This is a genomic window from Arhodomonas sp. AD133, from assembly GCF_051195215.1.
Lineage (GTDB): Bacteria > Pseudomonadota > Gammaproteobacteria > Nitrococcales > Nitrococcaceae > Arhodomonas.
This window is the reverse complement of record NZ_JBNAZM010000051.1, coordinates 1-17505: the sequence shown is the minus strand read 5'-3', so window position 1 is coordinate 17505 and position 17505 is coordinate 1. Positions and strand designations below refer to the sequence as shown.

Sequence of the window (17505 nt, the reverse complement as noted above, 5' to 3'; positions counted from 1 at the left end):
TTGGCCACGCGTACCGAGGCAGCGCTCCGTGTGGCCGTCGCGGCGAAGGCGAGTTACGGCGCCTCGGGAAACCTGCAGCCGGCAACTCGTAACCCGTGTTTGCGGTCAGGCGCCCGCGGTACCGGTGTTTCGACGCCGTCGGCCAAAACACCGCACCGCTTCCGGATCCCCCGACAGGACGGGGTTTACATGGCTTTCCCGGCCCGTCGGTGTCGCCGGGCAATGGCGAGCACACCGGCGAGGCTGGCATCGGCGGTTGCGACGTGGTGGGCTTTCAGGCCGAAGTGGCGGAGGGCCGAGTCGTATCGCGAGCGCAGGCTATCGCTCGCCACGACCACGATCTCGACGGTGTCGCGATAGAGCTCGCGCATGCTCGCCATCTCGTGGCCGATGAGCAGTCCCGAGACGTAGTCGCGGATGCCGGTAGCGGCGAGGTCGCCATAGAGCCAGCGGCTGCGGGCTGTGAAGAGCTGATGGCCGAGGCCGCCGGGCCGCTCGGCCTGGTTCAGACCCTGGCGGAAGGCCCCGTCGTCGGGAGCGGCTGCGTCCTCGGCGGGTACGCCGATGAGCGTGTGCCGGGTCACCGCCTCGAAGAGCTCGCCGGTCATCACCGTGGCGAAGTGGTGCAACACGTTGTCACGGACGCGCGCCCACTTGCTATGGGTGCCCGGCAGGCAGAGCGTCGCCTCGCTGCGCTTCGCCAGTGCCAGCGCGCCGAAGATCTGCACTTCCTCGCCGCGCATCACGTCCACGTGACCGGCCTCTCCGTGTAGGCGTACCCCGGGGACGAGCCAGGTGTTGTCGAGGCCGGGGGCGGGGACCAGGTCCTCGGCAAGGTCCGCGGCCGCGCGCGGAAGCGGCGGCTGTGGCGCCTCGTGCCAACCCTGGCGGGCGCCTACCATGCCGGCGAGGTAAACCGGTACAGCGCCGTTCTCCCGCCAGTCGCCCAGGCGCTCGCGGCAGTAATCGGCGAAGGGCCGCCCCGCGAGCTCGCGCATGCCGTGGCCCTGGGTGATGCGGTCGAGGCACGCTCCGTTGTCCGCATCCACCAGGTAGGCGCGAAACGCGGTGGTGCCCCAGTCGATGACGATGATCCGTTCGCTCATGTGTCGTTGCCCCCGATGCGCTGGTACTCGGCGACGATGTCGCGGGCGGCGGCGCCCACCTCGGCGGCCGGTCGCCCGGCGCGGTAGACGTTGCCGCCGAAGCCGTAGCCGGCTGCGCCGGCGGCGTGGAAGGCGGCCAGGTTCTCGGCGCCGACGCCGCCGACCACGAACACCGGCAGCTCCGGCGGCAGTACCGCGCGTACGTCCTTGAGATAGTCCGGCCCCAGGCGTGCGGCGGGGAAGAACTTGAGCGCCGAGGCGCCGTGACGGGCGGCGAGCAGGGCTTCGGTGGGGGTCATGCAGCCGATGATGCTGGTCATGTTCTCGCGGGTGCAGGCGTCGACCACCGCCGGGTCGGTGTTCGGGGTGATCACCAGCGGCACGTCCAGCGACGCGAGGCGGCCCACGGAGTCGGCATCGAGCACCGTGCCCGCGCCCACCAGGATCTCCGCCGGGCAGTGGACGCGCAGCCGGCGCAGGCTCTCCCAGGGCTCGGGGGAGTTCAGGGTGACTTCGAGCATGCCGAAGCCCGCGTCGATGAGGGCGTCGGCGACAGCCTCGCACTCGGCCGGGGTGATACCGCGCAGGATGGCGACCAGGGGCCGCTCGGCGAGCGCGCTTCGAAAGCGTGGGTCCATGGTAATGCCTCCAGGCGGGGTCGGGCGTTGCCAGCCCGCCTCACAACCGTTGCATGATGCCGTTGGTTACGTGCCCCATCCTCACTGCGGCCACGGCGAGGTGGGCAGGCCGGCCGCCTCGCAGGCGGCGCGAATGGGCTCCGCGTAGCGGGTGAGCGTGTCCTCGGCGAGCCGGTACTTGGGCACGCTGACGCTGACCGACGCCATCGGCCGGCCGTCCGGGCCGCAGATGGCGCGCCCGAAGCACACGATGCCGAGCTCGTTCTCCTCGGCGTCGATGGCGTAGCCGCGCTCGCGCACCGCGGCGAGTGCCTCGTGCAGCGCCGCGATGGTGGTGACGGTGTCGGCGGTTACCGGTTCCAGCGAGAGCTCCTCGGTGTAGCGCGCCAGGGCGTCGTCGTCGAGGGCGGCGAGAAACGCCTTGCCGACCGCGGAGGAGTGCATGTTCACCTGCATCCCCACGGTGGAGGCCATGCGCACCGACTCCCGGGATTCCACCTTGTCGATGTAGATCATCACGCCACCGCGGGGCACGGCGAGATGAACGGTCTCGCCGGTGGCCTCGCGAATGGCCACGAGCGCGTCGTGGGCGCTGTGACGGAGGTCGTGCTGGGCCCAGCTCTTGTAGCCGAGACGGGTGAGCTCGGGGCCGAGCAGGTAGCCGCCGTGCTGCGGATCACGAATGACGAAGCGCTCGCTCTCCAGCGCGCCCAGGAGGCGGTACAGCGTCGCCCGCGGCAGGCCGCTCGCCTGCTGGATGTCCTTCAGGCGCGCGGGCTGGTGCAGCTCCGCGAGCGTCTGAAGCAGGCGCAGCCCCTTGATGAAGGTGGCCGCTCCCCGCGCCGCGGGCGCGGTGTCCGATGTCTCGGGCGCAGTCATCTGGCGTCGTCCCCGTGCCGGTCCGTGTCGTTTCGCGGCGAAGCGATGTTCGCCGGTTTGACGGCACATCCTACCGTAACCTATAGTCTCAAAAAACGGACGTTATGTCCACAATGTGAACATTCGGGTCGCAGCGACCCATGGAGGAGTGCCGTGACGTCAGATGCCGCGCCGGCTGGTGCGCGAACCCCCTATCAGTACCCGAACCCCGCCGAGGCGGGGAGCGACATCGTGGTGCCGGCCGCGCTGCCCGACGACGAGCGCGTGTGGGTGCCGCAGGCCGACAACGTGTGGTTCCGGCCGCTGTGCCTGAATGTCTCGAGCGGCTACTGGGTGAATCTGCTGCGCGTGCGCCGCGCCGGCGTGCTCGGGCGACATCGCCATCCCAACCCGGTGCACGGCTTCGTGATCAAGGGCCGGTGGCGCTACCTGGAGCATGACTGGGAGGCCGTCCAGGGCGGCTACGTCTACGAGCCGCCGGGTGAGACCCATACCCTCGTGGTCGATGAGGACGTCGAGGAGATGATCACGCTCTTCCAGGTCAACGGCGTCATGTACTACGTCGACCCCTGGGGCGAGTACCTCGGCTACGAGGACGTCTTCACCAAGGTCGATATGTGCCGCCGCCACTACGCCGCGTGCGGACTGGGGGCTGATTATGTCGACCAGTTCATCCGCTGAGGCGGACGGTTGGCCAGCCCACGACTTCCGCGGCCGCCGGTTTGCGCAACCAGAAGAATACAGTATGAGGAGGAGAGCCATGAGTGTGTTGTTTCGTCGTGTCGCCGCCTGCGCGTTGACCCTGACCGTCGCCGGTGCCGCCCAGGCCGAGTACCCCGAGCGGCCCATCCAGCTGATCGTGCCGTGGGCGGCCGGCGGCGGTACCGACGCGGTGGGCCGGACCCTGGCCTCCGGGCTCGAGGAAGAGCTGGGCACCCCGGTCAATGTGGTCAACCGCACCGGCGCGGGCGGCGTGGTGGGCCATTCCGCCATGACCCAGGCCGAGCCGGACGGCTATACCATCGGCCTTGCCACCGCCGAGATCACCACCTACCACTGGATGGGCACCTCGGAGATCACCTACCAGGATCTCACCCCCGTCGCCCAGGTGAATTTCGACGCGGCTGCTTTCAACGTACAGGCGAGCAGCGACTGGGACACCGTCGAGCAGGCGCTTGCCGACATCGAGGCCAATCCCAACGCGTACAAGCTCTCCGGCTTCCCCACCGGCGCGGCCTATCACCTGGCGTTCGCGGGCTTTCTCAACGACCAGGGTATCGACCCGACCACCGTGCCGGTGGTGCCGAGTCAGGGCGCGGCGCCGGGTTTTCAGGAGCTCGCCGCCGGCGGCGTGAGCATCGTGGCGTCGTCACTTCCCGAGTCCCGCTCCATGCGCGAGGCCGGGCTGGTGAAGTCGCTCGCGGTATTCGCCGAGGATCGCCTGGACGCTTTTCCCAAGGTGCCCACCGCGGGTGAGGCCACCGGCGAGCAATGGGTCGGCGGCACCTGGCGCGGCATCGTGGGTCCCGCGGGCCTGCCGGAGGCGAAGCGTGACCGTCTGGCGGAGGCCGTCAAAGCGGTCTACGAGTCGGACGCGTTCCAGGACTTCATGGCGAAGCGCGGCTTCGGCACCAAGTGGGCCGGGCCGCAGGCATTCGGTGAGTTCATGGCGCAGGCCGACGAGCACAACGGCGTGATCATCGACAAGCTCGGTCTCGCGCGCTAGCCCCATCACCCGCCGGCCCCGGGTTCTCCCGGGGCCGGACCGGCTGCTCGTTCAAGGGAGGCCTCGTATGCGAGTCAACGATGCGGTCTCGGGCGCCCTGCTGGCGGTTCTGGGCCTTGGCGTGCTCTACCAGGTGCAGGGCTATCCCAGCCTGCCGCGCCAGCCCTATGGCCCGGCGACCTTTCCCACGATCATCGCGGTGATGCTGCTGTGCGCGGCAGCCACGCTTATCGTGCGGGGGCTGCGCGCGCGTGGCGGGCCGTGGATCGCATGGCGCGGCACGATGTCCCTGCCTCAGGCGGCGTTGCCCATGGCGTACGTCCCGGCAGGCATCGCCGCCTACGTCTGGCTCACGCCGGTGCTCGGCTTCCCCATCGTGGCCCCGGTGCTGATCTTTGCGCCCGTGGCTTATCTCAATCGCCGGCCGGTGGTGGCCGTGGCAGTGGCGGCGGTGGCGAGCGCCATCATCTGGTTTGCGTTCTCGCGCATGCTCATGGTGCCCCTGCCGCTGGGCATCCTGGAATCGGTGGTCTACGGATGAGTGAATTTCTCGCGGCCCTGGATCTGGTGCTGCGCGTCGACGTCATCGTCACCGTCGTCTGCGCGGCACTATTCGGGCTGTTCATCGGTGCGATTCCGGGCCTGACCGCGACCATGGCCACGGCGCTGCTGGTGCCGGTCACCTTCTTCATGGACGCGGTCACGGCCATCGGGGCGATTGTCACGGCGACGGCGATGGCGATCTTCGCCGGCGACATCCCCGGTGCTCTGCTGCGCATCCCCGGTACGCCCGCCTCCGCGGCCTATACCGAGGAGGCCTACCGCATGGGCTCGCGCGGCGAGCTCGGCAAGGCGCTCGGCGTCAACCTGCTGTGCTCCGCCCTCGGCGGCATGGTGGGCGTGCTGATACTGGCGTTCTTCGCCTCGAAGCTCGCGCGTTTCTCGCTGCAGTTCTCGAGCTACGAATACTTCTGGCTCGCCGTGGTGGGCCTCTCCAGCGCCGTGCTGGTCTCCCGCGGCAACCCGGTGAAAGGCGGGGTGTCGCTGCTGCTGGGGCTGCTGCTGTCCACCGTGGGCATCGACGCGGTCATGGGGTATCCGCGTTTCACCTTCGGCAGCGTGGGGCTCTCCGGCGGTATCTCGATCCTGCCGACGCTCATCGGCGTGTTCGCCATCGCCGAGCTCCTGCGCAAGATGCCGGAGGCGCGCAACGCCCCGCCGCCGCGTCCGCCGGCGGTGGGGCGGCTGTTCGCCGGGGTGCTGCCCGAGCTCTGGCGCTACAAGCTCACGGCCGCGGCAAGCAGCGTCGGCGGAACGCTGATCGGCGCTCTGCCGGGCGCCGGCGCCGACATCGCGGCGTGGATCTCCTATGCCGTGTCGAAACGCTTCTCGCGCACCCCGGAGAAGTTCGGCACCGGCCACCCCGAGGGCATCGTGGCGGCGAGCTCCGCGAACAACGCCGCGATCTCCGGCGCCTACGTGCCGGCGCTGGTGTTCGGCATTCCCGGCGACACCATCACCGCGATTATCATCGGCGTGCTACTGATGAAGGGCATCACCCCGGGGCCGATGGTGTTCGTGACCGACTCGGCCATGGTGAACGCCATCTTCATGGTGTTCTTCTTCGCCAACGTGTTGCTGATTCCCCTCGGCTTTCTCGCCATCCGGGGCGCCCGCTATTTGCTGCGCGTGCCAAGCGGCGTGCTCTACCCGCTGATCCTGATGTTCTGCATCGTCGGGGCCTACGCCACCAACAACGCCACCCTGGACATCTGGATCATGCTGGCCGTGGGCGTGCTCGCCTACGTCATGGAAGAGAACGACTTCCCGGTGGCGCCGCTGATTCTCGCCGTGGTGCTCGGCCCGGTGGTGGAGGAGAACTTCATGAAATCGATCATCAAGGCCGACGGCGAGCTGTTGATGTTCTTCGAGCGGCCCATGGCCGCGGTCCTGGGCGGTATTGCCATCGCCGTCTGGGGCGGCATGTCGCTGCGAGGGCTCTGGCGGGCAGTGCGTGGTACGGGGGATGCCGTGCCCGGACCGCCCGCCAGCGACGACGTATCCGGTTGAGCAAGGAGTTGGTGTTGAAGCAGGTAGTGGTAGTCGGCGGCTCCGGCGGTATCGGGGCTGCCATCGCGGCGGCGTTCGCCGACAGTGGTCATGCGGTGTACGCGACGGGCGTGGAGAAGGCCGACGGCTCGGTGGTCGACGGCATCCGGTACGACGTGCTCGACGTGCGCGACGGCGAGGCGGTGAAGGCGTATTTCGACCGCTTTGATGAACTGCACGCGCTTGTCAACTGCGCCGGGGTGATCCGTCGCGGCGAGGAGTTCGAGCCCGAGGCCTTCGCCGACGTGGTCGACATCAACCTCAACGGCATGCAGCGCTGCTGCGCGGCGGCTTACCCGGCGCTGCGCCGTGCCGGCGGCAGCGTCATCAACATCGCCTCCATGCTGACCTTCTTCGGCAGCCCCGCGGCGCCGGCGTATGCGGCGTCCAAGGGCGGGGTGGGGCAGCTCACCAAGTCGCTGGCGGTGGCGTGGGCGCCCGAGGGCGTTCGCGTCAACGCCCTCGCGCCGGGGTGGATCGCCACCGACCTCACCTCGCCCCTGGTGGAGGACGCCCAGCGCTCCAGCGAGCTGGTGGGCCGCACGCCCATGGGGCGCTGGGGCGAGCCGGCGGACCTGGGCGGCCCGGCACTCTTTCTCGCCTCCGAGCAGGCCCGCTTCGTGACCGGCGCGATCCTGCCCGTGGATGGGGGCTACGCGGCCCGATGAGTGGCCTCTCCCGCAGGGCTTCGACCCATCGGCCGCTGCGCGTGGCGGGGCTCGGCGAGTGCATGATCGAGCTGTCCCTGCCCGGGGCCGGACCGTTCGCCGGCGGTGCGAACCTGGGTTATGGCGGTGACGCCTACAACGTGCTGGTGTACCTGCGCCGCCTGCTCGGTGATGCCGCGGCGCACCGCGTGGCGTTCGTGACCGCGCTCGGCGATGATGACGCGTTCAGCGCTGCCATGCGGCGGGGCTGGGTGGCGGAGGGCCTCGACGTCAGCCTGGTGCAGGTGTTGCCCGGCCGCCTTCCGGGACTCTACGCCATCGAGACGCACGACGACGGCGAGCGGCGTTTCCACTACTGGCGTGAGCAGGCCGCGGTCCGGGCGCTTTTCGACGATGGCGTGCCGCCCGGGTTCGTCGACGAGCTAGCGACCTTCGATCTCTTCTACGTGAGTGGCATCTCGCTGGCACTGTTCACGGGCGAGCGCCTGGATACGCTCATGGAGCTGCTCCGCCGGCTACGCGAGGCCGGGGTCACCGTCGCCTTCGACTCGAACCACCGTCCGGGCCTGTGGCCCGATGCCGCCGCTGCGCGTGCCGCCTACGAACGTGTCGCGCCGTGGGTGGATGTGGCACTGCCTACCTTCGAGGATGAGGCTGGCCTGTTCGGTGACGACACCCCGCGAGCGACGTCGGCCCGCTGGCGGAGCGGAGGCTGTGGGGAAGTGATCGTCAAACGTGGCGCCAAGGGCTGCCTGGTCGTCGCAGAGGAGGGGGCGCAGTATGTGCCGGCCGTGGATGTTCCGGAGGTAGTGGATACCACCGCCGCCGGCGACTCCTTCAATGGGGCGTATCTTGCTGAGCGGTTGACCGGTGCCGGTTCGGTGGATGCAGCACGTCGTGCGGCGCAGGTAGCGGCCACCGTCGTCCAGAACCGCGGCGCCATCGTGCCGAGAACGACTATGCTCCCGCGAGCGTCCGGGAAAGGCCACCGAATACAGGAGACGCATCAATGAATCTGGGCATCGAAGGACGCCGCGCCATCGTCTGCGCGGCGAGCAAGGGGCTGGGTCATGGTTGTGCGGAGGCGCTCGCGCGCGAGGGCGTGGCGGTAACCATCGCGGCGCGTGGCCGGAATGACCTCGAGCGGGCGGCCGAGCACCTGCGGGGAGTAACCGACGCCACGGTGACGCCGGTCGTCGCCGACGTCACGACCACCGAAGGACGTGAGGCGGTGCTCGCTGCCTGCCCCGAGCCGGACATCCTGGTGACCAACGCCGGCGGCCCGCGGCCCGGCGATTTCCGCGATTTCAGTGAGGAGGACTGGCTCGCGGCGCTGCGCGGCAACATGCTCGCGCCCATCGAGCTCATCAAGGCGAGCGTGGACGGCATGATGGCCCGGCGCTTCGGGCGTATCGTGAATATCACCTCCTCGGCGGTGAAAGCGCCCATCGGCATCCTGGGGCTGTCCAACGGTGCCCGCGCCGGGCTCACCGGCTTCGTCGCCGGGCTCGCGCGGGAGACGGTGCGGCACAACGTCACCATCAACAATCTGCTCCCGGGACCGTTCGATACCGACCGTCTGCGCGGTACCTGCGAGGCCGAGGCCACGAAACGTGGTGTTTCGGTGGATAGCGTGCTGGCCGAGCGCGCGCAGACGAATCCCGCCGGCCGTGTCGGTCGTCCGGAGGAATTCGGCGCCCTGTGCGCGTTCGTCTGCAGCGCCCACGCGGGCTACATGACGGGGCAGAATCTGCTGCTGGATGGCGGCGCCTATCCGGGAACGTTATAGGCCGCCGCGCCGTGCGGGTGCGGCGGTTCAACCGGATAGCGAATGTCCCGCAGGACCGGGCGCATGTCGCCGTTTCGGCGTATGGCCAGGGGGCACGGGGCGCCCGTTCTTTCAGGACAAGCGCCGTTGCCCCGTCTCGTGACGCGCGTTCGCGCATCTGGCGTCGAGGCAACGGCGTTCCTGTCAGGGGACGCTAGTCGTCGTCGCGCCGGCGGTCATGGTGCCCGTGACGATGGTCGTCATCGCCGCCCCAGTGACTGCCATGGCGGGGCCGCATTTCGGCCGGCTCGAGGCGGCCGTTGCCGTTGCGGTCCACCATCATGAGGTGGCGTTCCGTGGGGTAGGCGTACTCCTCGGCGGAGACACGGCCATCGCCGTTGGTGTCCAGCCGCTGGACGCGTCGTTCGGCGCGCTCGCGAAGCATGGCTTTGCGCATTTCAGTGGCGTCGAGAACCCCGTCACCATTGCTGTCTGCGCTCTGGAAGCGCTCCTTGTGCAGGGTGCGTACCTCTTCCACGGTGACGACGCCGTCGTTGTTGCTATCCGCGTAACCCAGGTCCGGGCCGCGACGTCCGTCCGGGGACGCGACGGCGACGGAAACGGCGGTTGCGGTGAGAAGGACGGCGCTGAAGAACACAGTGCGTCGTTGCATTATTTGACCCTCCGGTTCGCTGGTTGTGGTCGCGTGGTGCCGCGACCCTGGTAACCAGTCTGCGAGGGCCCTGTGGAGGGACTTTGCGGAAAATGAGAAGCAATCGTGAAGGTTGCCTCGCTACAGCGTCTCCAGCCGGTAACCGACCCCATAGACCGACCGGATCAACTCCTGATCGCCGCGCACGGCAGCCATTTTGCGCCGGAGATTCTTGATGTGGGCGTCCACAGTGCGATCAGTGACCACGCGGTGATCGTCGTACAGGCGGTCAAGAAGCTGGGCACGGGAGAATACCCGCCCGGGCTGACTGGCCAGGTTGGCGAGCAGCCGGAATTCAACGGGGGTGAGGTCCAGTGCCTGCCCGTCCAGCACGGCCCGATAGCCCGCCTCGTCGATCGCCAGGCCATCCGTGGCGGGCCGTGCCGGACCCGGTTGCGTTCGCCGGAGAATGGCCTTGACCCGTGCGACCACCTCACGGGGGCTGAAGGGCTTGCAGATGTAATCGTCAGCACCGAGCTCGAGGCCCAGCAGGCGGTCGATTTCCTCGACGCGCGCGGTGACCATGACGATGGGCACGTCGCTGAACGCGCGCAGTGCCCGGCACACGCTCATGCCATCCTCCCCCGGCAGCATGAGGTCGAGCACGATCAGCGCCGGTGACTGTGCCTTGACCCAAGGCACCACCTCGCGCCCGTCGGCGAGGATGTGCGGCTCGTAGCCGGCGTTCGTGAGGTAGTCCGCGAGCAGGTTCGCGAGCTGCGGCTCGTCCTCGACGATGAGTATCCGTGTGCTCATGCCCGTGCGACGTCTCCGTCCAGTGGCAGGGTCAGCCGTATGCCCACGCCGCCCTCCGGTGCGTGATAGGCGGTTATGCGTCCGTCATGGGCTTCGGCGATATTGCGGCAGATCGCCAGCCCGAGACCGGCCCCACCGCTGGCGCGGCTGCGTGAGCCCTCCACCCGGAAGAGGCGGTCGAACAGTCTGGAAAGCGCTTCATCCGGCACTCCGGGCGCGGAGTCCTCGATGCACAGCATGGCCTCGCGACCTTCAGTGGCAACAGCGAGGCGGATTCGGCCACCGCGCTCCGTATAGGAGAGACTGTTGCGGAAGACGTTGTCCAGTAGTTGGCCCAACCGCCGACGGTCACCGGTGACGAGTACCGGCTGGTCGGGCAGATCGGTGGCAAGCGCCAGCTCCGCATCCGCCAGAGCTGACTGCCAGCGCTGTGCGGCTTCCCAGGCGAGAGCGCCGAGATCCAGAGTCTCCATGCGGTAATTGAGCGCCCCGGCGTCCGCCAGGGACAGCTCGTAGAGGTCCTCGATCAACTTGGTCAGGGTGGCGATGCTGCCCTGCAGGGTCGCCAGCGATTCACGGTTGAGCGGCCGCACGCCGTCCTCCATCGCTTCCAGCTCGGCGCGCAGTACCGAAACCGGCGTGCGCAGCTCATGGGACATATCGGCCATGAAGGCCCGGCGCAGCTGCTCGTTGCGCTGCAGGGTTTCCGCCAGGCGATTGAAGTCTCTTGCCAGCTGGCCGAGCTCGTCACGGCGGGTCTGGGGGACGCGTGTATCGAAGTGCCCTGCCGCCAGCGCCCGCGTTCCCCGTGCCAGACGCCTTATCGGTGCCAGAAAGCTCCGGGCCAGGAGCATGCTGACCACAGCGGCAATGACGACCACCAGTGCGGCTATCATCCACGCCGTTTCGAACTGCTCGTGCTGGAAGTGCAGGGCCAGGCGGTTGGTGATCCGCCCGGGTGGCTCGTACACCAACCATCCTGCGGTGGCGTCATTGACGACGATCTCGATGGACTCGCTCTCGCGCCGGGGCATGGTCGGTCCGGCGACATGGTCGCCCGAGGCGTTCAACAGCGTCGGTCCGAATCGCGGCGGCGGCATGGGCCGGTCGTCGTGGTCGGGCGGTCCGTGCCTGTCCCGGAGCGCTTCGAAGGGTTCGCTCTGCTCCTCGTCGCGCTCGCGCTCGCCGTCGTGATCGCGTCCCTCTTCGTACCGCCAGAGCGCCTCGCGGAGGAGATAGCGCCAGCGCGGTGGATGCGCCAGTGCCTGCCAGTCACCGGCCTCGCGATAGTAGTCGGTCAGTACCCCCGCGAGTGCCTCCAAACGCTCACGCTCGCGCCCGCGGCGGTAGTCGAGGAAGTCCTCGCGGAAAGTGATCTGTACCGCGAGCGTCATCAGCACCACTACAGACAGGGTGACGCCGAGAATCGCAAGAAACAGCTTGGCGGTGACTCCGGGTCTGCGCATCCTCTGGTCCGGCGGTCCGGGTGATCGCGTTGCGTGGGAGCTCCAGTATCCCCGATGGCGGCGGCAGGGCAAGGCAGTTCGTGGTGATTCCACGGTTTCTTCATATTTGGCCCACAATTCGGCGCGATGATCACCGTGGACCGACAAGACCACGGAGGCGTCCCATGCAACTGCGCGATACCAACGAACACTACGGCTCGGTGACCCGTTGGCTTCACTGGGTGACCGCGGCTTTGATCGCGATCATGCTCGCCCTGGGGTGGGGCGGTGAGCTTGTTTCCGAGGCCGGTGAGCAGTGGCTGATGCCCGTCCATATCGGCCTGGGCATCGCTGTGCTCGCTCTCGGCGTCGTGCGTGTGCTCTGGCGGGTGGCGAACACGAGGCGGTCGCCGCGCGACACCGGTCTCTTCGGCCGCGTGGCGACGCTGGTGCAATGGACGCTGATCGCTTTGCTGGTGCTCATTCCGCTGTCCGGCTGGCTCGTGGTGTCCGCCTCCGGCCACGCACCGAGCTTCTTCGGATTGTTCGCGTTGCCGCCACTGGTTGGCGAGAGCGAGGGGTTTCATGAACTCGGCGAGGAAGTCCACGAGATCTTGCCGTGGGTGCTCGTCACCGTGCTCGCGCTGCACGTGCTCGGCGCGCTCAAGCACCACTTCGTGGATGCGGACACCACCCTTCGGCGCATGCTCGGTTCGACGCTGCGGCCCCGCGAAGCCGGTCCGCGGTAGTCCCGGGCTGCCGGTAATCGCCCCGGTTTGCGGCAATCGCAGACCGGTCGCGTGAGCGGGCGTCGACGCCCCCGCACAAAGTGTTGATCGCCGAGCCGCTGTCAGGGTCCGTGGAACACCGCCGGGTTCGCGGGTTTCTGCCAGGGACGCACGCGACCACCGCCATCCGTCGCCGCCAGCGGTGCGTGGCGGCCATCGAGGATGGCGGGCCCTTTCATGCCCACGATACCGTGCTGCGTTTCAAGGGTCGCCGCTATCGATTCGACCGCCCTGGCGGTTGCCGTTCACCTGATGGACTGGCTGTACGTGGCCGCCTCCGGCGGTGGCGCTGCCGGAGGTGGAGGTGGAAGCGGCGGCGATGGCTGCTGAGCCGGGTTTGTCGTTCTCCGGATCCGGCCACGGTTTCAGCGCGGGGGTCGAGTCTCTGCCGCGGCCGACTCGCGCGCCCATGCCACGAATGCCTCAATCAGTGCCACGTGCGGGGACGTGGGCAGGTGCACTGCATAGAAGCCGAACCCTTCCAGGGACAGCTCGTGGGCACGCACGAGTAGGCCCGATTCCAGCTCTCGCGCGACGAGCGCGTCACTGACGAGCGCCACGCCCTCGCCGGCGATTGCCGCTTCGATCGCGTGGGTTTCCTCGCTGAATACGAGCTCCGGTTGCGGCGTTCCGGCTTCAGTGTGAATGCCGTGGGCGCGTGCGTGCTCGAACCATCGTGCCCAGGTTGGTGCGCGTGGCCCCGGGCGTTTCCATTCGAAGTGAATCAGCGAATCCATTGCCGGCATACCGGGTGTCGTGTTCGCGGCGTGTCGGGGCAGACGATACGGACTGCAGACGGGGATGTAGCGGTCGCGGAAGAGCTCGTGACACGCCAGTGTCTCCGGGGGCGTATCCGTATACCGTACGGCGAAATCCACGTTGCCGGATCGCAGATCGACGGGTTGTTCCGAGGCGTGGACGTCCAGGGTTATCCGCCCCACCGCTGCCTTCAGGCTGGCGAGCCGCGGCAGCAACCAGCGGCTCGCGAACGCGGGCGTGGTCGTCACTTTCACTGACTCTGTTTCACGGTCGGATCGCAGTGCCTCGAAGGTTGTGGCGAAGCGGTCGAAGCCTTCGCGCAGCACTGGGTAGATCCGCTCCCCGGTGGGTGTCAGCGAAATCGGGCGTGGCTGGCGGTGGAACAGCGGTTCGCCCAGGAACTCCTCCAGCGTGCGAATCTGATGACTGACGGCGGTGGCGGTCACGGACAATTCCCTGGCCGCTTCGGCGAAGCTCGAATGGCGGGCCGCCGCCTCGAATGCCCGTAACGAATTCAATGGTGGTAGGCGCCGCATTGCTGCTCCCGCTGAGAAAAATTCACCCGCCGGCTGAGAATTTACCGTTTGTCGCCCGTGACATGCCCGGGCTTCAATGCCGTCGTTCATTGACGCACCGGGAGCACACCCATGACTGCCATATTGCACATCGATGCGAGCGCGCGACAGCAGCGTTCATTGTCCAGGGATCTCTCCAGCCGCTTCGTGGCCGACTGGCAGCGACTCGAGCCGGAGGCCGAGGTCACTTACCGCGATGTCGGCGCCCACCCGCCGCCGTTCGTCTCCGAGGCGTGGATCGCGGCGGCCTTCACCGATGCACACCGGCGCACGGACGAGCAGAACGCGGTTCTGGCGGTCTCCGAAGCGCTGATCGACGAGCTCGAGCGAGCGGATGTGATCGTCATCGGCACGCCCATGTACAACTACGGTATGCCGGCGGCGCTGAAGGCCTGGTTCGATCAGGTGATCCGCGTGAACCGCACCTTTTCGTTCGACCTTGCGCGGGGCGACTGGCCGCTCGAACCCATTCTCGCCGGCAAGAAGCTGGTGGTGCTGAGCGCCAAGGGTGAATTCGGTTTTGCGTCCGGCGGCATGCGCGAGAGCCGGAATCATCTGGACCCGCACATCGCCACCTGCGCCCATTACCTGGGCGTGGCGGAGCAGCACGCCATCGCCATCGAGTACCAGGAGTTCGGCGACGAGCGCCACAGCGCGTCCATTGCGCAGGCGATCGCGGCCGCCACGGACCTGGTCGAGCGGCTCGCGCCGGCGTCCGCTGCGGCCACCCAGCAGCCCTGTGCAACTGGTTAACTGGTTAGCTTTCGCGGCGTCGGCGCTGACCCAGGCGGTGCGAGTCGTTGTCGATGGAGGCGCGCACCGCCGCGGGCACGAAGTCGAGCAGGTGGTCGAGCTTCGCGGGGTTGCGCACGACGTAGATGGCGGCGATGCGGCCGTCGACGACCTCCACGGCCGTGGTCTGCAGGGTGCCGTCGCGCTCGACGGTGACCCATCCGGGCAGGCCGTTGATCGTAAGGCGCTTCAGCCACAGGGGCGTGGCGCCTTCGGCCTTGCGGGCGAGGCCGGCGAAGAAGCGGCAGATCTTGTCGGCGCCGACGATGGGCCGCAGCGCCGCGCGTTTGTGGCCACCGCCGTCGCTGTGAAGGGTGGCCGCCTCCGCGAGCAGGTGCCCCAGTCCGGCGGTGTCGCCGCTGCGGGAGGCGGTGAGGAAGGCCTCCGCGATCTCTTCGCCCTCGTCCCGGGTGACGCTGAAACGCGGACGCCCGTCGTGCACCCGACGGCGGGCGCGCGCCGCTAGTTGGCGGCAGGCGGCGGTGTTGCGCCCGAGCGTGGCGGCAACCTCGTCGAAGCTCATATCGAAAATGTCGTGCAGCAGGTAGGCGGCCCGTTCGAGCGGCGAGAGCCGCTCGAGCGCGAGCATGAGGGCGAAGGACAGGTCGTGCGCCATGTCCTCCATCGGCGGGGTGGCGGACGACGCCCGGTCGACGACCGGCTCCGGCAGCCATTCGCCCACGTAGGTTTCCCGCCGGTGCCGGGCTTCCTTGAGGCGGTCCAGGCACAGTCGTGTGACTACCCGGGAGAGGTAGGCCTTCGGATTGTCCACGGTGTGGCGATCCACATCGTGCCAGCGCAGGTAGGCGTTCTGCACAATGTCCTCGGATTCGGCGACCGAACCCAGCATCCGGTAGGCGAGGCCGGTGAGGTGGCTGCGATGCCGGTCGAAATCGAGCGCAGCGTCGTCCGCCATGAAGCCCCCTAACCTTCCGCCATGGCGGCGTTATCCGTCTGTTCGTGGGGATGAACGCCGTGGAAGCCCACGTTGATACGATTCCAGACGTTGATGCCACCGATGAGGAGCGTCAACGCGACGAGCTCCTCTTCGGTGAACTGGGCGCTTACGTCCTCGTACAGTGCATCCGAGGGGTGGCTCTCGGCGATCCGGGTCAACGCGTCGGTCCACGCGAGCGCGGCGCGTTCCCGGGGCGTGTACAGCGGCGATTCCGCCCAGGCGCTCACCAGGTACAGCCGTTCCTCGGTTTCGCCCGCAGCCCTCGCATCGCGGGTGTGCATGTGAATGCAGTACGCGCAGCCGTTGATCTGCGAGGCACGGGTTTTCACCAGCTCCATGAGGCTGTGCTCCAGCCCGCAGCCCTGGATGTGCTGCTCGAAGGCGACCATGCCCTGCATGGTCTTGGGGGCAGCGGCGAAGTAGTCGAGTCGGCTTTGCATGGTGCATCTCCCTGGTTGTGTTGGCATTCACCCAGGGAGACGAGGCAGGGGGCGGGGGTGTGACATGCCCGCCGTGGCGTCAATGCGCGAAGCGCTCTACCACTTCGCCATGCTGCCGTCGGCGTGGTGCATGGTGATTTGTGCCAGATCCGGCCCTATCGCTGACGCTAACCGCAAAGGGACGGGCGAGCTCGCCAATTGTTGTAGACCGTGTGCGTGTGGAGCCACGATGGTCTGGTTCACCGTTTCCAGCAACCCAGCAAGGAGGCTGTATGAGCGATATCGTGATTTTCGAGGAAGACGCCCAGCAGGTGGAAGTCCGTTTGGAGAGCGAGACCGTCTGGTTGACGCAGAAGCAGATGGCCGAGCTGTTCGAGAAGGACCTGCGTACCATCAGCGAGCACATCGGCAATGTGTTCGAGGAAGGCGAGCTGGAGCGAGAGGCAACTATCCGGAAATTCCGGATACTTCGTCAGGAAGGCACACGTCAGGTTCGGCGGGAGATCGAACACTACAATCTTGATGTCATCATCTCGGTGGGCTACCGCGTAAAGTCCCAGCGAGGTGTGCGCTTCCGTCAGTGGGCCACCCGAGTGCTGCGCGAGCACCTCACCCAGGGCTACAGCCTCAACGAGCACCGCTTGGCGCAGCGGGGCTTGAGTGAGTTGGAGCAGGCAGTAGAGCTCCTGGGCCAGACATTGACCAGGCAGGACCTGGTCTCGGAGATTGGCCAGGAAGTCGTGGGCCTGATTCTCGGTTACGCCCGCACGTGGCGACTGCTACAGGACTACGACGAGGGCGAACTGGGCTTGCCGGCGGGAGCGCGACCGGCGAGGGGTGTCCTTGAGGAACTCGAGGCTCGCCGGGCGCTGGATGCGCTGGCCGCGGAGCTGCGTGAGCGCGGTGAAGCGACGGAATTGTTTGCCCGCGACCGGGGCGACGGATTGGCCTCGATTCTCGGTAACCTCGAACAGAGCATGTTCGGCGAGGCGCTTTACAAGACGCGGGAGGAACGGGCCGCTCATTTACTGTACTTCGTTATCAAGAATCATCCGTTTGCGGACGGCAACAAACGTTCCGGTGCTTTTCTGTTCCTGCTCTACCTACGTCAGGAGGGCATGCGTCTGACTCTCAACGAACAGGGTCTCACCGCACTCACCCTGCTGATCGCCGAGAGCGCCCCTCAGGCCAAGGATCTGATGGTGCGCCTGGTGATGAACCTGATCGCCGACGATGCCCCATCGAGTTCACCCACCGAAACGAGTTCGTGAAGGCCGAAAGCCTCACCGTCAAAAGCCGGCATTTCTGGGCATACTAATCTTCTCAGAAGTATTGTCATGCGTCAGCCGGTCTGTGCGCCGATGGGGCAAGGCGCGAGGCGCGCCG

At 67.6% G+C, this 17505-nt stretch carries 19 protein-coding genes; 10 read left to right on the top strand and 9 right to left on the bottom strand.

Annotated features, from left to right (window positions below; translation table 11 throughout):
• Positions 1–185 precede the first annotated feature (185 nt).
• From ACPEES_RS19550 to ACPEES_RS19540, 3 genes are all read right to left on the bottom strand, one after another.
• A complete protein-coding gene (locus ACPEES_RS19550; protein ID WP_435105384.1) occupies positions 186–1106 on the bottom strand; it encodes a 2-dehydro-3-deoxygalactonokinase in 921 nt (306 codons plus the stop codon).
• Complete coding sequence (locus ACPEES_RS19545; protein WP_435105382.1) at positions 1103–1744, bottom strand: 2-dehydro-3-deoxy-6-phosphogalactonate aldolase; 642 nt, start codon at positions 1742–1744, stop codon at positions 1103–1105. Before ACPEES_RS19545 ends, ACPEES_RS19550 begins: the two co-directional genes overlap by 4 nt.
• 81 nt (positions 1745–1825) lie before the next feature.
• On the bottom strand, positions 1826–2623 hold the full coding sequence (locus tag ACPEES_RS19540; RefSeq protein WP_435105381.1) for an IclR family transcriptional regulator: 798 nt from the start codon (positions 2621–2623) through the stop codon (positions 1826–1828).
• A gap of 153 nt (positions 2624–2776) precedes the next feature.
• On the opposite strand from ACPEES_RS19540, the gene ACPEES_RS19535 reads away from it, so the two are divergent.
• From ACPEES_RS19535 to ACPEES_RS19505, 7 genes are all read left to right on the top strand, one after another.
• Positions 2777–3304, top strand: a complete 528-nt coding sequence (locus tag ACPEES_RS19535) for a 2,4'-dihydroxyacetophenone dioxygenase family protein (RefSeq protein ID WP_435105379.1) — start codon at positions 2777–2779, stop codon at positions 3302–3304.
• 79 nt (positions 3305–3383) lie between these two features.
• Positions 3384–4349, top strand: coding sequence for a Bug family tripartite tricarboxylate transporter substrate binding protein (locus ACPEES_RS19530; RefSeq protein WP_435105377.1), 966 nt, complete (start codon positions 3384–3386; stop codon positions 4347–4349).
• 67 nt (positions 4350–4416) lie between these two features.
• Positions 4417–4890 carry a tripartite tricarboxylate transporter TctB family protein gene (locus ACPEES_RS19525; protein WP_435105375.1) on the top strand — a complete coding sequence of 158 codons (474 nt, stop codon included), beginning with the start codon at positions 4417–4419 and terminating at the stop codon, positions 4888–4890.
• On the top strand, positions 4887–6419 hold the full coding sequence (locus ACPEES_RS19520; protein ID WP_435105373.1) for a tripartite tricarboxylate transporter permease: 1533 nt from the start codon (positions 4887–4889) through the stop codon (positions 6417–6419). The genes ACPEES_RS19525 and ACPEES_RS19520 overlap by 4 nt, the downstream gene beginning before the upstream one ends.
• A 14-nt stretch (positions 6420–6433) precedes the next feature.
• Positions 6434–7126 carry an SDR family NAD(P)-dependent oxidoreductase gene (locus ACPEES_RS19515; RefSeq protein ID WP_435105371.1) on the top strand — a complete coding sequence of 231 codons (693 nt, stop codon included), beginning with the start codon at positions 6434–6436 and terminating at the stop codon, positions 7124–7126.
• Positions 7123–8139, top strand: coding sequence for a sugar kinase (locus ACPEES_RS19510; RefSeq protein WP_435105369.1), 1017 nt, complete (start codon positions 7123–7125; stop codon positions 8137–8139). Before ACPEES_RS19515 ends, ACPEES_RS19510 begins: the two co-directional genes overlap by 4 nt.
• Positions 8136–8915, top strand: a complete 780-nt coding sequence (locus ACPEES_RS19505; protein WP_435105367.1) for an SDR family oxidoreductase — start codon at positions 8136–8138, stop codon at positions 8913–8915. Before ACPEES_RS19510 ends, ACPEES_RS19505 begins: the two co-directional genes overlap by 4 nt.
• A gap of 193 nt (positions 8916–9108) precedes the next feature.
• On the opposite strand, the gene ACPEES_RS19500 is transcribed toward ACPEES_RS19505, so the two are convergent.
• The 3 genes from ACPEES_RS19500 to ACPEES_RS19490 all read right to left on the bottom strand — a co-directional run bounded on the left by ACPEES_RS19500 (position 9109) and on the right by ACPEES_RS19490 (position 11828).
• Complete coding sequence (locus ACPEES_RS19500; RefSeq protein WP_435105365.1) at positions 9109–9567, bottom strand: EF-hand domain-containing protein; 459 nt, start codon at positions 9565–9567, stop codon at positions 9109–9111.
• 120 nt (positions 9568–9687) lie between these two features.
• Positions 9688–10362: a response regulator gene (locus tag ACPEES_RS19495; RefSeq protein ID WP_435105363.1), complete on the bottom strand. Its 675-nt coding sequence runs from the start codon at positions 10360–10362 to the stop codon at positions 9688–9690.
• A complete protein-coding gene (locus ACPEES_RS19490; protein WP_435105359.1) occupies positions 10359–11828 on the bottom strand; it encodes an ATP-binding protein in 1470 nt (489 codons plus the stop codon). Before ACPEES_RS19490 ends, ACPEES_RS19495 begins: the two co-directional genes overlap by 4 nt.
• Positions 11829–11992: 164 nt before the next feature.
• On the opposite strand from ACPEES_RS19490, the gene ACPEES_RS19485 reads away from it, so the two are divergent.
• Positions 11993–12556 (top strand): cytochrome b, encoded by a 564-nt coding sequence (locus ACPEES_RS19485; protein WP_435105357.1) that lies wholly within the window; start codon positions 11993–11995, stop codon positions 12554–12556.
• Between the two features lie 404 nt (positions 12557–12960).
• On the opposite strand, the gene ACPEES_RS19480 is transcribed toward ACPEES_RS19485, so the two are convergent.
• Complete coding sequence (locus tag ACPEES_RS19480) at positions 12961–13890, bottom strand: LysR substrate-binding domain-containing protein (protein WP_435105355.1); 930 nt, start codon at positions 13888–13890, stop codon at positions 12961–12963.
• A 111-nt stretch (positions 13891–14001) separates the two neighbouring features.
• On the opposite strand from ACPEES_RS19480, the gene ACPEES_RS19475 reads away from it, so the two are divergent.
• On the top strand, positions 14002–14682 hold the full coding sequence (locus ACPEES_RS19475; RefSeq protein WP_435105353.1) for an FMN-dependent NADH-azoreductase: 681 nt from the start codon (positions 14002–14004) through the stop codon (positions 14680–14682).
• A 4-nt stretch (positions 14683–14686) separates the two neighbouring features.
• Here the strand turns inward: ACPEES_RS19475 and ACPEES_RS19470 are convergent, their stop codons facing one another.
• Together ACPEES_RS19470 and ACPEES_RS19465 are read right to left on the bottom strand one after the other, a co-directional pair.
• The gene (locus ACPEES_RS19470; RefSeq protein WP_435105350.1) at positions 14687–15637 is read right to left on the bottom strand and encodes a sigma-70 family RNA polymerase sigma factor; all 951 of its coding nucleotides are present in this window, start codon (positions 15635–15637) and stop codon (positions 14687–14689) included.
• 8 nt (positions 15638–15645) lie between these two features.
• Positions 15646–16119 carry a carboxymuconolactone decarboxylase family protein gene (locus ACPEES_RS19465; RefSeq protein WP_435105348.1) on the bottom strand — a complete coding sequence of 158 codons (474 nt, stop codon included), beginning with the start codon at positions 16117–16119 and terminating at the stop codon, positions 15646–15648.
• Between the two features lie 272 nt (positions 16120–16391).
• Between ACPEES_RS19465 and rhuM the strand changes: the two genes are divergently transcribed.
• Positions 16392–17390, top strand: a complete 999-nt coding sequence (gene rhuM, locus ACPEES_RS19460; RefSeq protein WP_435105346.1) for a RhuM family protein — start codon at positions 16392–16394, stop codon at positions 17388–17390.
• The last annotated feature ends 115 nt before the right edge of the window (positions 17391–17505 follow it).

What these genes read in the sequence shown, in the direction of transcription:
- ACPEES_RS19550 (WP_435105384.1), bottom strand. Translation starts at nt 1,106, where the DNA reads ATGAGCGAACGGATCATCGTCATCGACTGGGGCACCACCGCGTTTCGC.
- ACPEES_RS19545 (WP_435105382.1), bottom strand. Translation starts at nt 1,744, where the DNA reads ATGGACCCACGCTTTCGAAGCGCGCTCGCCGAGCGGCCCCTGGTCGCC.
- ACPEES_RS19540 (WP_435105381.1), bottom strand. Translation starts at nt 2,623, where the DNA reads ATGACTGCGCCCGAGACATCGGACACCGCGCCCGCGGCGCGGGGAGCG.
- ACPEES_RS19530 (WP_435105377.1), top strand. Translation starts at nt 3,384, where the DNA reads ATGAGTGTGTTGTTTCGTCGTGTCGCCGCCTGCGCGTTGACCCTGACC.
- ACPEES_RS19525 (WP_435105375.1), top strand. Translation starts at nt 4,417, where the DNA reads ATGCGAGTCAACGATGCGGTCTCGGGCGCCCTGCTGGCGGTTCTGGGC.
- ACPEES_RS19520 (WP_435105373.1), top strand. Translation starts at nt 4,887, where the DNA reads ATGAGTGAATTTCTCGCGGCCCTGGATCTGGTGCTGCGCGTCGACGTC.
- ACPEES_RS19510 (WP_435105369.1), top strand. Translation starts at nt 7,123, where the DNA reads ATGAGTGGCCTCTCCCGCAGGGCTTCGACCCATCGGCCGCTGCGCGTG.
- ACPEES_RS19505 (WP_435105367.1), top strand. Translation starts at nt 8,136, where the DNA reads ATGAATCTGGGCATCGAAGGACGCCGCGCCATCGTCTGCGCGGCGAGC.
- ACPEES_RS19500 (WP_435105365.1), bottom strand. Translation starts at nt 9,567, where the DNA reads ATGCAACGACGCACTGTGTTCTTCAGCGCCGTCCTTCTCACCGCAACC.
- ACPEES_RS19495 (WP_435105363.1), bottom strand. Translation starts at nt 10,362, where the DNA reads ATGAGCACACGGATACTCATCGTCGAGGACGAGCCGCAGCTCGCGAAC.
- ACPEES_RS19490 (WP_435105359.1), bottom strand. Translation starts at nt 11,828, where the DNA reads ATGCGCAGACCCGGAGTCACCGCCAAGCTGTTTCTTGCGATTCTCGGC.
- ACPEES_RS19485 (WP_435105357.1), top strand. Translation starts at nt 11,993, where the DNA reads ATGCAACTGCGCGATACCAACGAACACTACGGCTCGGTGACCCGTTGG.
- ACPEES_RS19480 (WP_435105355.1), bottom strand. Translation starts at nt 13,890, where the DNA reads ATGCGGCGCCTACCACCATTGAATTCGTTACGGGCATTCGAGGCGGCG.
- ACPEES_RS19475 (WP_435105353.1), top strand. Translation starts at nt 14,002, where the DNA reads ATGACTGCCATATTGCACATCGATGCGAGCGCGCGACAGCAGCGTTCA.
- ACPEES_RS19470 (WP_435105350.1), bottom strand. Translation starts at nt 15,637, where the DNA reads ATGGCGGACGACGCTGCGCTCGATTTCGACCGGCATCGCAGCCACCTC.
- ACPEES_RS19465 (WP_435105348.1), bottom strand. Translation starts at nt 16,119, where the DNA reads ATGCAAAGCCGACTCGACTACTTCGCCGCTGCCCCCAAGACCATGCAG.
- rhuM (WP_435105346.1), top strand. Translation starts at nt 16,392, where the DNA reads ATGAGCGATATCGTGATTTTCGAGGAAGACGCCCAGCAGGTGGAAGTC.